This is a genomic window from Streptomyces sp. NPDC015125, from assembly GCF_043080045.1.
Lineage (GTDB): Bacteria > Actinomycetota > Actinomycetes > Streptomycetales > Streptomycetaceae > Streptomyces.
Window position 1 is genome coordinate 283,809 of the sequence record NZ_JBIBVF010000004.1, and the last position, 12,085, is coordinate 295,893.

A 12,085-nucleotide genomic window follows, 5' to 3' on the forward strand; every position below is an offset into this window, starting at 1 on the left:
CGATGCGCTGGTCATCCGCAGGAAAGGCAGTCCCCATGACGGTGCTGCCCGCCCGCAACAGCGGCCGGGCGACGCCCGGAGTGGTTCCGGAGACGGCGTCGGCGGGCACCGTGCGAAGGGGGCGGAATCTTCGTACCCGACCGTGACCAGCCGCTCGCTCCCCCGCTAAAGTCTCACCCAACAACGCAGGTGAACCGCTTCCACAGGGTTCCGGGGGCAGCCCGCCCCGGGGGGAGGACACACAGCGATATGAGCCGCCGTTCCCATGGATTAATGGCCGTCTGGGCCGAGGCGCAGCGACAGCAGCAGCGTCAGCAGGAAGCCCAGCGCCGCGCGCGAGCACAGCAGCAGCGCGACCAGGAACGGCAGGCACGGGACGCCGAACGCGCCATGGCGCGGATGCACCGTGAGCGGCAGACGGCCTACCGGCAGCAACGTGAGGCCGACGCCCGTCGGCGGACCGAGGAACTGGACGCCCGCGTCGCCGCACTGACCGGCCTGCTCGCCGACGGCTGCCGCGCTCCGGCCTTCTCCGCCGCCGCGCTGCTGCGCCCCGAGCGGATCGAGGAGTTCGCGCCCGGCGCCCTCGCCACGCCGGTACCGATGCCCGACCCGGCCCGCTATCACGCGCCGACGGGCGGCTGGCACCTCGGCGCCCGCCGTGACCGTGCCCAGGAAGAGGCCCGCGCCCGCTACGAGCAGGACTGGTACACGGCGCAGGCCGCGGAGAGCCGCCGGCAGGCCCAACTCGCCTCCTACCGGCAGCAGTACGACCAGTGGGCCGCGGGCGCCCTGGCCGAGGTCCGGCAGCACAACTCCGGCATAGAGGAGTTGTTCTCGGGCCTGCGCGGCGGTGACGCGGACGCGGCCGTCGAGTACTTCTCCGCCGCGCTGTACTCCTCCACGGCCTGGCCGGAGGGCTTTCCCCGGCAGATCGCGGCGGCATACGACCCGACGGCCCGTCAGCTCGTCCTGGACTGGGAGCTCCCGGGCTACGACATCGTCCCGGAGACCAAGTCCGTCCGCTATCTGCCCGGCGCCGACCAGGAGAAGGAGACCGCCCGGCCGGCCGCGCAGCGCCGGGCGCTCTACCGCGACGTGCTGGCCCAGAGCGTGCTGCTGGTGCTGCGCGACCTCTTCGCGGCCGACGGCCACGGCACGCTGGACTCGGTGGCGCTGAACGGTTTCGTGGACGATGTGGACCCGGTGACCGGCCGCCCGGCCCAGGTGTATCTCGCGACCGTCATGGCGCCCCGCAGCGCCTTTGACACCTTCCACCTCGAACAGGTCGGTGCGGTGGAGTGTCTGACCGAAGGGCTGCGCGGGCAGCTCGCCGCCCGTCCCGACCAGCGGACCGCGGTACGCCCGGTGCGCCTGCCGGGGGATGTGGGCGGCGGGGTCGTCTCGCACGGCACGGAGAGCGAACCGGATCTGTACGAGATGGATCCGATCGCTTTCGAGAACCTGATCGCCGAGCTGTTCCGCGCCATGGGCATGCAGGCCGTGACCACGCAGCGGTCCGGCGACGGCGGGGTCGACGTGGATGCGCTGGACCCCGACCCGATCCGCGGCGGCAAGATCATTGTGCAGGTCAAGCGCTACCGCAACACCGTCCCGCCGACGGCCGTCCGCGACCTGTACGGCACCGTCCAGTCCGAAGGCGCCAACAAGGGGGTGCTGGTGACCACCTCCCGGTTCGGGCCCGGCGCCCACACCTTCGCCAACGGCAAACCGCTCAGCCTTATCGCCGGATCCGAACTCGTCGATCTGCTCGGCCGTTACGGGCTGCGCGGACGGCTCGGCGCCGTCGCCCCGTCCGACTCCTCCGCCGCCGACGAGGCGGCGGACCACAACATCCTCGGTATGAACTGGTCCGGCGAGGTCGCCCTCGATGTCTGTGCCCTGGTGTGCAAGGGGTCCGGCGTGCTCAGCGACGATCACTTCGTCTTCTACAACAACCCCCGCAGCCCTGATGGTTCGGTCCGGATGCTGCCCGGCTTCGCCCCCGACCGGGCCGCGATGCAGGTGCGGTTCGAGGCGCTGCCGCCGGCCGCCGACCGGCTGGTCCTGGTCGCGGCGATCGACCCCCAGGTCAACCCCGACGCCGATCTCTCCGGCTTCACCGACGCCCGGATCCGCTTGCTGGACGCGTCGGGGCAGGAGCTGGGCCGGCTGGAGGTGTCGGACGGGCGCCGGGGTGAGACGGCGCTGGTCCTCGGCTCGTTCCGCCAACGGGCGGGTGGCGACTGGGACTTCGTGATCGGTGGCAAGGGCTTCCCCGGGGGCCTGGAAGCGCTGGTGCAGGAGTACGGCATCGAGGTCGCCTGAGGGCCGGGGCGCGGGCCCGGGCCCGGGCCCGCGCCCCGCGACCCGGACGGTGTGCGTCAACTCTTGCCCGTGCCGGAGAGCTCCGATGCGGCCGCAGTGGGCGAGCTGTGCGGGCAGGACACCCTGAACCGATGGAGGCCATGGAGGCGATGGTGAAGTTCCCCGACCTGTCCCGCGGTGCTCGTCTGGCCGCCCACAGTGGCGTGTCCACCTCCCTGGCCCTGTGCAGTGATCGCGGACTGCGCGAGCTCGTGGAAGCGGCCGCACCGCTCGGCTCCGGTATCGGTGGGAAGTCGGTGCTGCTGGACGTATCCGGAACTCCGGTCTTCGTGAAGCAGGTGCCCCTCACCGACCGGGAGCGACTGCCGGAAAACGTCCGGTCCACGGCAAATGTGTTCGGATTGCCGCCCTTCTTCCAGTACGGCATCGGCAGCCCGGGCTTCGGGGCCTGGCGGGAGCTGGCCGTGCACACCATGACGACGAACTGGGTGCTGGCGGGGGAGTACGAGGGCTTCCCCCTGATGTATCACTGGCGGGTGTTGCCGGGCACGGCGACGCCGCTTCCCGAGGAACGGGCGGACGTGGAACGGGCGGACGTGGAACGGGCCGTCGCCTACTGGGGCGGGGGAGCGGAGGTGCGTAACCGTATCGAGGCGCTTCAGGGGTCCTCGGCGACGCTCGCGCTGTTCCTGGAGTACCTCCCGCAGAACCTGCACGACTGGATGGGCGTTCAGCTCGAAGCGGGTGACGAGGCGGCCGGCCGGGCGTGCGTCATGGTGGAGAGGGAGCTGGAAGCCGGCACCTCGTTCATGAACGCGCGCGGACTCCTGCACTTCGACGCCCACTTCGAGAACATCCTGACCGACGGCCGTCGCCTCTTCTTCACGGACTACGGCCTCGCGGTCTCCTCCCGGTTCGAGCTGTCGCGGGACGAGGCCGGCTTCTTCGACCGGCATCGGACCTATGACCGTTGCTACACCGTCACGCACCTGGTGCACTGGCTGGTCACCGCTCTGTACGGGTATGCAAAGGACGACCGTGACGCATGGGTGCGCGCATGCGCCGCCGGCGAGCCTCCTTCGGGAATCCCGGGCCCGGTCGCGGCGGTCATCGCCCGGCATGCGCCGCTCGCCGCGGTGATGGCGGACTTCTACCGCAAGCTTCAGAAGGAGAGCAGGCAGACGCCGTACCCGCTGGAAGAGATCCGCCGGGTCGGCGGGCCGTACAGCCTTGCCGGCTCGTCCCCCGGCTGACGGCCCTCCGGGGGCGACCGACCTCCATGATGCCCCGTCGCTCCCGCACTCCCTCGAAGATCACAATCCGGCGAGCCCGGCCAGCAGCTGAGCCTCCGCCAATTCCTCGGCCCCGCCTGGTACATCGTCGTGATCGGCGCTCCACAGGGCGCTCTCCACGGCGCGCGCCACCGACCAGGCGAGCAAGCGCCCGGGATCCTCGCCGAGCACGTCGGCCACCTGCGCGTACCGCATGCGGAGCGCACGCCGTGGGTCCGGGAGCGCGAAAGGAACGTCGAGCTGCGTCAGCAGCGGCCACGGGTCGTACGCCGGGTCACCGACCATCGGCTTCGGATCGATGGCCAGCCACGGCCGGCGCTCCGCCGCCAGCACATTGCCCGGGTTGAAGTCCCCGTGCACCACGACCTCCCGGGCGGCCGTCGCCGGCAGGGTGCGCAGCAGATCGGCGCCGAGCGCCACCAGCCCCGGGTCATAGCCCGGCCGCAGCCGCAGCATCCGCTCCTGGAGGATGTCGGCCCACTCGGCGCACACCAGGTCCACCCGCTCCAGTTCGCCGTCGGGCGGTGGGGGCGCGGCCCACAGCTCGCGCAGCAGCCCCGCGGCGAGGTCGAGCCGCTCGGCCGAGGGGAGCGCGGATTCCCCGAGCGGGATGCCGGGGCGGCACCGTTCGATCAGGAGCGCGCCCTCTTCGCGGGACCGGCGCAGCAGCCGTACGGCGCCGCTGCCGTCCCAGGCGCGCAGCGCGGGGGCCTCGCCGTCGGCCTCGCGGTGCGGCCAGGTCACCTTGAGTACGGCGGACCCGCCGCCGGGCTGCTCGGCCGGCGCCACCCAGGAGCAGCTGCCGCCGTGGAACGGGGCGCCGAGCCGCAGTTCCCAGCGTTCCTCGATCCCCCGGACGATCCCGGGCAGCCGGTCGAGCCAGGCCCGCCCGGAGGCGGTCCGGCCCATCTGCCGGACCACGGGCAGCCCTGCGGGGAAGAGGCCGGAGCCGGGTGAGTGCGCCATCCGGGCAGCGTAGTCGCGGCCGACGGGCTGACGAGGGGGAGAGGCGTACCGCCCGCCGCCGGGCACTCCTGGGACGTCCCGGCCGTTTTCCCCATGCCCACTCACAGCAACGGAGCCCACTGACGTGAAGATCACCCTTGATGCCGACAAGTGCTGCGCCGCCGGCCAGTGCGTGCTGATCGCCCCCGAGGTCTTCGACCAGCGCGACGAGGACGGCGTGGTGGTGCTGCTCGACGCCCAACCGCCCGCCGGGCAGCACGAAGCGGTCCGTGAGGCGGCGGCCATCTGCCCGGCCGCCGTGATCGAGGTGGTGGACGCATGACCGGCCTGCCGATCGCCGTCGTCGGTGCCTCGGCGGCCGGTCTCGCCGCGGCCGAGGCACTGCGCCGCTTCGGCTGGCGCGGCCCGCTCACCCTCATCGGCGACGAGCCCCATCTCCCGTACGACCGGCCGCCGTTGTCCAAGCAGCTGCTGCACGGCGCCTGGGAGCCGGAGAAGCTGCTGCTGCGCACCGCGGACCAGCTCGCCCCGCTCGAACTCGACTTGAGGCTCGGCACCCGCGCCACCGGGCTCGACGTGGCCGGCCGCACCCTCACCCTCGACGGGGGCGAGCAGCTCGGCTGCGCCGGCGTGATCATCGCGACCGGCGTCACGGCCCGTACCCTGCCCGGCGCCGACCGCATCGCCGGAGTGCACACCCTGCGCACCCTCGACGACGCGCTGGCCCTGCGGGACCGGTTGGCACCCAGCGGGGGTACCCCCGCCAGTGGGGGCGTGGCCAGTGGGGGTCCCCCCGGCAATGGGGGCGTAGCCAGTGGGGGAGGGGGAGCGGGAGCGGGAGCGGGAGGCGGCCGGCGCCTGGTGATCGTCGGAAACGGCGTACTGGGCTGTGAAGCCGCCGCGGTGGCACGGGAGTTGGGGCACGAGGTCACCCTCGTCGGAGTCGCGGCGACGCCTATGGCCGCCGCCGTCGGCACCGAGGTCGGCGCGCTGCTCGCCGAGGAGCACCGCGCCCGCGGCGTCCGGCTGCTCACCGGAGCGGTGGACGGCTTCGAGACGGCGCCCGCGGACCCGGGCGGTACGTACGGCCCGCAGGTCACCGCCGTACGACTGGCCGGTGGGGGTCCCCCCGGCAGCGGGGGCGTAGCCGCCGGGGGAGGGGGAGGCAGCCGGCTGCCGGCCGATCTCGTGCTGCTGGCGATCGGCTCCCGGCCCGCCGTCGAGTGGCTGGACGACCCGGCCCTGGACACCACCGACGGGCTGCGCTGCGATGCCTACTGCGCCGCCGCCCCCGGCATCTACGCGGCGGGCGACGTGGCCCGCTGGGACCATCCGGTCCACGGCCGCCCGCTGCGCTTCGAGCACCGGATGAACGCCACCGAACAGGGCATGGCCGCCGCCCGCAACCTCCTGGCCGAACTCGCCGCGGAGGCGCCCGCCCCCGCCGGGACCGAGGACGCCGCCCCCGCCCCGGAGCGCCGCCCGTTCGCCCCCGTGCCGTACTTCTGGTCCGACCAGTACGCCGTCAAGATCCAGGCGTACGGGCTGACCACGGGCGCCGACCGGGTCGAGACCACCGTCCTGGACCGGGCGGAGCGCCGTGCCCTTGCGCTCTACGGCCGGGACGGCCACGCCATCGGCGTGCTCGCGGCCGGGCTCCCGCCCCGCCAGGTCCGGGCGCTGCGCGCGGTCGTCGCCACCCCGCTGCCCTGGGAGGAGGCGCGCAAGCGGATCCATGCCGCCACGGCGGCCGACTGACCGCGCCGACCACGACCGACCGAGCCCGCCCCGCCCGACCATGACTGATCGTGCGGGACTACGCAGGACCGCGCCCGACCACGGAGGACGCGACGCCCGACCACCGAGGACGGTGCCCGACCACCGGGGCTCGTGCCCGATCATGGGGTCATGGCCGACTCGTACGTACGGGTGCGCGGCGCCCGTGAGCACAATCTCCGCTCCGTCGATGTGGACATCCCGAGGGACGCGCTGGTCGCGTTCACCGGGGTGTCCGGATCCGGTAAGTCCTCCCTCGCCTTCGGCACCCTCTACGCCGAGGCCCAACGCCGCTACTTCGAGTCGGTGGCCCCCTACGCCCGGCGCCTGATCCACCAGGTCGGCGCGCCCAAGGTCGAGGACATCACCGGACTGCCGCCCGCCGTCGCCCTGGAACAGCGCCGCTCGGCGCCCACCTCCCGCTCCTCGGTCGGCACCGTCACCACCCTCTCCAACACCCTGCGCATGCTCTTCTCCCGGGCCGGCGACTACCCACAGGGGGTGACGGAGCGGCTCGACTCCGACGCCTTCTCGCCCAACACCGCGGCCGGCGCCTGCCCGGAGTGCCACGGTCTGGGCACCGTCCACCGCGTCACCGAGGACTCCCTCGTCCCCGATCCCTCGCGCACCCTCGGCGAGGGCGCCATCGCCGCCTGGCCCGGGGCCTGGCAGGGCAAGAACCTCCGTGACATCCTCGACGCCCTCGGGTACGACATCGACCGGCCCTGGCGTGAGCTGGCCCAGGCCGACCGGGACTGGATCCTGTTCACCGACGAACAGCCCGTCGTCACCGTGCACCCGGTCCGCGACGTGGGCCGGATCCAACGCCCCTACAAGGGCCAGTACATGAGCGCCAAGCGCTATGTGCTGCACACCTTCTCCGACTCCAAGAGCGAGACCCTGCGCAGGCGCGTCCAGGGATTCATGGTCGCCGAGCCCTGCCCGGTGTGCCACGGGCGGCGGCTGCGCCCCGAGGCGCTGGCCGTCACCTTCGAGGGCCACGACATCGCCACCCTCGCGGGCCGCCCGCTGAACGCCCTCGCAAAGCTGCTGCGGCCCACCGCCGGGCGGACCGACGACGAGGTGGCACCGGTACTGGCCCGCGACCTGGTGGCCCGCATCGACGTCCTCACCGAACTCGGCCTGGGGTACCTGAGCATGGACCGGCCGGCGCCCACCCTGTCGGCCGGCGAACTCCAGCGGTTGCGGCTGGCCACCCAGCTGCGCTCCGGCCTCTTCGGCGTCGTCTACGTCCTGGACGAGCCGTCCGCCGGCCTGCACCCCGCCGACACCGAGTCCCTGCTGACGGTCCTGAGGCGGCTCAAGGAAGCGGGTAACTCGCTGTTCGTCGTCGAGCACGACATGGACGTGGTGCGCTGCGCCGACTGGATCGTGGACGTCGGTCCGCATGCCGGGGAACACGGCGGACAGGTCCTGCACAGCGGCCCCGTCGCCGCACTCGCCAACGCCCCCGCCTCCGCCACCCGCCGGTTCCTCTTCGAGCCCGCACCACTCGCCGCACGCGCGGTGCGCAGCCCCTCGGGCACCCTCACGCTGCGCGGCGTCACCCTGCACAATCTGCGCGGCCTGGACGCGGCCTTTCCGCTCGGCGTCTTCACGGCCGTCACCGGCGTCTCGGGATCGGGTAAATCGACGCTGGTCACCCGGGTGCTCGCGGACGCCGTACGGGACCACCTCGGCGCGGGCGAGGAGCAGCCGGACGCCGCCGACGGCGACGCCGCCGGACCGATGGCCCGTGCCCGGCTCACCGCCGCCGAGGGCCTGGAGGCGATCGACCGGCTGGTCCGCGTCGACCAGAAGCCGATCGGCCGGACCCCGCGCTCCAACCTCGCCACCTACACCGGGCTCTTCGACGCGGTACGCAAGGTCTTCGCCGCCACCGACGAGGCCCGCGCCCGCGGGTACACGGCCGGACGGTTCTCCTTCAACGTCGCCAGTGGCCGCTGCGAGACCTGCCAGGGCGAGGGCTTCGTCGCCGTCGAACTCCTCTTCCTGCCCGGTACGTACGCGCCCTGCACGGCCTGCCACGGCGCCCGCTACCGCCCCGAAACCCTGGAGATCACCTACCGGGACCGGACCATCGCCGACGTCCTGGCGATGACCGTCGACGCCGCCGCCGATTTCCTGGCCGATCTCCCCGCGGCGGCCCGCAGCCTGCGCACCCTCCAGGATGTGGGCCTCGGCTATCTACGGCTCGGCCAGCCCGCGACCGAGCTGTCCGGCGGCGAAGCCCAGCGCATCAAACTCGCCACCGAACTCCAGCGGACCCGCCGCGGCCACACCCTCTACCTCCTCGACGAGCCCACCACCGGACTGCACCCCGCCGACACCGAGGTGCTGCTGCGCCAGCTGCACGGCCTGGTCGACGCCGGGCACACCGTCGTGGTCGTCGAGCACGACATGGGGGTGGTCGCGGGCGCCGACCATGTCATCGACCTCGGCCCCGGCGGCGGTGCGGACGGCGGCCGGATCGTGGCGGCCGGAACCCCGGCCGAGGTCGCAGCGGCGCCGAAGAGCCGTACCGCCCCTTATCTGGCACGGCGGAGGGCGCGGCCGGACGCCTCTTGACGGTCCGCTAATGTACGCAGGTCAGATCACCAGGCAACAACACCGCGCAGCACTGCGCAGCACCACGAAGGGGGCACCTCTCATGGCAGACATCGAGAAGGCCAGGGCGGCGTTCGACCGGTTCGACGCGGACGGCGACGGCCAGGTCACGCCGGATGAGTTCAAGCACGCGATGGCCGTGATGGGCGACCCGTTCGTCACCGGCCCGATCGCCGAGGCCGTCATCCGGGCCAAGGACACCGACGGCGACGGCAAGATGTCCTTCGACGAGTTCTGGCAGGCCCTGCAGGACTGACCTGCGCACCCGCCTTTTCTCACACCCCCTTCGCCTCCCGTTCGTCCGCGGCCGCGCGCAGCGCCGCCAGCCCGCGGGCGATCGGAGGCTGCCGCTCGCTGCCGCGACGGACGGCTGCCACGAACCGCCGTACGGGGAGGGGTTCCCCGCGCAGCGGCACCCTGACGACCGGGTACCGCTCCGGCACCGGCGCCAGCCGCGGCACCAGACAGATCCCGAAGCCGTGCGCGACCAGCGCCGCGACCGCGCTCCAGTCGACGGCGTGATGGCGCACCCGCGGGGTGAAGCCCGCGGTGGCGCAGGCGGTCAGCAGCAGTCGATGCTGATCGGCCGGATCCCCGGCGCGGATCCAGCTCTCCCCGCCCGCCTCCGCCAGCGTCACCCCCTGTGCCACCTGCCCGGCGAACCGGTGCCCGGCAGGCACCAGCAGATCCTGCGGTTCCTGCAGCACCGGGTGCTGCAGGAAGCGCGCATCGTCCGGTGACGGCGCCCCCTCCGCCACAATCACCACGGCGATATCCGCCCGCCCGGCCAGCAGCAGTTCGCACCGGTTCTCGTCCGGATCCTCCCCGATCTCCACGGCCAGCCGCGGCAGTTCCTCGCGCAGCCGCGCCGCCGCCGGCGCGATCACGCCCGTGATCGCCGTCGCCACCCCCGTGATCCGTAGCCGCCCGGCCACGCCGTCCGCGTATCCCGCGAGATCCGCGCGGGCCTCCTCCCAGCGCAGGAACAGCGCATCGGCGTGCTCGACCAGCGCCAACGCCGCCGGTGTCAGGCGCACCTTGCGGCCCGTGGGCTCCAGGAGCTCCAGCCCGAGCCGGGCCGAGAGCTGACGCAGTTGCTGGGAGACCGTCGACGGCGTCAGATGCAGCGCCGCGGCGGTCGCGGTGACGGTGCCCTGGGTGTGCAGGACGCGCAGGGTCTGGAGCCTGGGATCGATCATGCGTGCAGCGTAGGGCAACCGTGTGGAGGTGCCACACGATTGCCTGCGAAAACTTTCGATGGACCCGTACGGTTGCCGCGCCCGACGCTGGACGGCATGACCGAGATCCTGACTGACGCCTTTCTGCCGGGACTGTGGGCGGGCTACGCCCTCGCCGTTCCCGTCGGTGCGCTGGCCGTGCTGCTGGTGAGCGTGACCGCCCGGACCTCCTTTCGGGTCGGCGCCTCGGCGGCGCTCGGCGTGGCGACCGCCGACGGCCTCTACGCGCTGGCCGCGGTGGCCGGCGGCGCCGCCCTCTCCCGTGCCGTCGCACCGGTCGCGGGCCCGCTGCGCTCGCTCGCCGCCGTCCTCCTGCTCGGTATGGCGGTACGGACCGCCGTACGGGCACTGCGGAACCGCGATACGCCCAACGGCCCGGAACGGGACGTCCTGCAACGCCCCGCCCGGGCCTATCTCGCCTTCCTGGGGCTGACGTTGATCAACCCCTGGGCGGTCCTGTACTTCTCGGCGCTGGTGCTCGCCGGGGGTGCGGGCACCCCCGGCACCGGCGTTGCCGGCCCCGCCGCCTTCGTGGCGGCGGTGACCCTGGCCTCCGCGAGCTGGCAACTGTGCCTGGCCGCCGGCGGGACCGTACTGGGCAGGGCGCTCACCGGCCCACGGGGACGGGTCGCCACCTCCCTGCTCTCCGCCGTGGTGATCTCAGCGTTGGCGACCGGGCTGCTGCTGCGCGGATGAGCACGTGCCCGTCGGCGGCGGTGCGGCATGGTCGCCGGTGCCCCTGCCGGTCGGCTCCGTGCCCATGGTGAAGGCCAGTTCACGGCCCGCTACCTTCGGCCCCGACCCGCCACACGGTCCGGGGCGGCCCCACCGAGTCCGTCGATGAGGTGGTCGGCGTGCGGAGGCAGTTGGTAGGGATCGGGGGGCTTGAGGGGCGGCTACTTGCCGGCCGGTGGTGACGGCAGGGGCGGGGGCAGATCGGGGTCGGGTCGGGGTCGGGTCGGGTCGGGTTCGGAGTGACGCCGGGGGCGAGAGGGCGCCGGCACACGACTGCGGCATCCACCACGCGGTGTTCGGGCGCGGTCCGCGAAGACAAACCGCCCGATATCGGCGGCGGGGGAGGGATGGAGTCGGGATTGTGGGCATTCACAGTGCTTGACACCCCCAGCCGACAAAGGGGAGACGGCTTACTAGACTCGGCGGCGCTGTTGTCTATTCCCCAAGGGTGGAACATGAGGCCCTTCGCAGGTGCCCCGCGCCGACCAGGCAGGTACACACGTACGCTGCTCGGCGCGGCCGCCACGGGCACTCTGCTGGCGGGCTGTACCTCCTCGGCGGGTTTGCGGGACGCCGGTCCGGCCCCCTCCGTGTCCGTACGGGCGATTCCTTCGCCGCTGTGGCCCAGCTATACGCCCCTGCCCCGGTCCGGCAAGCCGAATGATTATCTGGATGCCACCAGTCCACCCGTGCCGCACTTCACCGTTCCCCCGGGCGGGCTGAAGCACGTCTCGCCTGCGCAATTGCTCGCGGCGGACCCCGACCTCCCCCATGCGCTCCGCTACTGGGCACAGCACTGCCGTAAGCCGGACTGCCGGCTGCACCCGCCCGCCTACCCCGACCTGATCGGCGGTGGCCGCACGGTCCTCCTCCTGAACTTCGAGTTCAACGGGTACACCACGCTGACGGGCTATGTGGCCTCGGGGGATTCCGTCCGGAGCGTGCTGGATTACAGCGGAGAAAAGGTCCGGGTCGGAACCGTCGGCCGCGATCTTGTCGTCGAGGAGAGCGGAGACTCCCACAAGACCACTCGATACCGCTGGAACGGCGAGCAGCTGGCGCCCGTTCGGCTTGATTCCCCACCCCCTGTGAGGACCCCGTGACCCATCTGCTCCTCGTCGA

Annotated in this window: 10 protein-coding genes; 8 read left to right on the plus strand and 2 right to left on the minus strand. The window is 72.8% G+C overall.

What is annotated here, in order from left to right:
• The first annotated feature begins 249 nt into the window (after positions 1–249).
• Both ACF088_RS13415 and ACF088_RS13420 read left to right on the plus strand, forming a co-directional pair.
• A complete protein-coding gene (locus ACF088_RS13415) occupies positions 250–2,328 on the plus strand; it encodes a restriction endonuclease (protein ID WP_392375822.1) in 2,079 nt (692 codons plus the stop codon).
• A 131-nt stretch (positions 2,329–2,459) separates the two neighbouring features.
• The gene (locus ACF088_RS13420; protein ID WP_392375823.1) at positions 2,460–3,581 is read left to right on the plus strand and encodes a protein kinase family protein; all 1,122 of its coding nucleotides are present in this window, start codon (positions 2,460–2,462) and stop codon (positions 3,579–3,581) included.
• Positions 3,582–3,641: 60 nt separating this feature from the next.
• On the opposite strand, the gene ACF088_RS13425 is transcribed toward ACF088_RS13420, so the two are convergent.
• Positions 3,642–4,586, minus strand: a complete 945-nt coding sequence (locus ACF088_RS13425) for an aminoglycoside phosphotransferase family protein (protein WP_392375824.1) — start codon at positions 4,584–4,586, stop codon at positions 3,642–3,644.
• A 124-nt stretch (positions 4,587–4,710) separates the two neighbouring features.
• Here ACF088_RS13425 and ACF088_RS13430 point away from each other — a divergent pair, with 124 nt between their 5' ends.
• The 4 genes from ACF088_RS13430 (at position 4,711) to ACF088_RS13445 (ending at position 9,246) form a co-directional block, all read left to right on the plus strand.
• The gene (locus tag ACF088_RS13430; RefSeq protein ID WP_392375825.1) at positions 4,711–4,908 is read left to right on the plus strand and encodes a ferredoxin; all 198 of its coding nucleotides are present in this window, start codon (positions 4,711–4,713) and stop codon (positions 4,906–4,908) included.
• Positions 4,905–6,344 (plus strand): NAD(P)/FAD-dependent oxidoreductase, encoded by a 1,440-nt coding sequence (locus tag ACF088_RS13435; protein WP_392375826.1) that lies wholly within the window; start codon positions 4,905–4,907, stop codon positions 6,342–6,344. The genes ACF088_RS13430 and ACF088_RS13435 overlap by 4 nt, the downstream gene beginning before the upstream one ends.
• Positions 6,345–6,494: 150 nt before the next feature.
• Positions 6,495–8,951, plus strand: coding sequence for an excinuclease ABC subunit UvrA (uvrA, locus tag ACF088_RS13440; protein ID WP_392375827.1), 2,457 nt, complete (start codon positions 6,495–6,497; stop codon positions 8,949–8,951).
• Positions 8,952–9,033: 82 nt separating this feature from the next.
• Complete coding sequence (locus ACF088_RS13445; RefSeq protein WP_392375828.1) at positions 9,034–9,246, plus strand: EF-hand domain-containing protein; 213 nt, start codon at positions 9,034–9,036, stop codon at positions 9,244–9,246.
• A 19-nt stretch (positions 9,247–9,265) separates the two neighbouring features.
• Here the strand turns inward: ACF088_RS13445 and ACF088_RS13450 are convergent, their stop codons facing one another.
• Positions 9,266–10,189: a LysR family transcriptional regulator gene (locus ACF088_RS13450; protein ID WP_392375829.1), complete on the minus strand. Its 924-nt coding sequence runs from the start codon at positions 10,187–10,189 to the stop codon at positions 9,266–9,268.
• A 96-nt stretch (positions 10,190–10,285) separates the two neighbouring features.
• On the opposite strand from ACF088_RS13450, the gene ACF088_RS13455 reads away from it, so the two are divergent.
• Both ACF088_RS13455 and ACF088_RS13460 read left to right on the plus strand, forming a co-directional pair.
• Complete coding sequence (locus tag ACF088_RS13455) at positions 10,286–10,924, plus strand: LysE family transporter (RefSeq protein WP_392375831.1); 639 nt, start codon at positions 10,286–10,288, stop codon at positions 10,922–10,924.
• A 494-nt stretch (positions 10,925–11,418) separates the two neighbouring features.
• Positions 11,419–12,066: a hypothetical protein gene (locus ACF088_RS13460; RefSeq protein WP_392375832.1), complete on the plus strand. Its 648-nt coding sequence runs from the start codon at positions 11,419–11,421 to the stop codon at positions 12,064–12,066.
• Positions 12,067–12,085 lie beyond the last annotated feature (19 nt).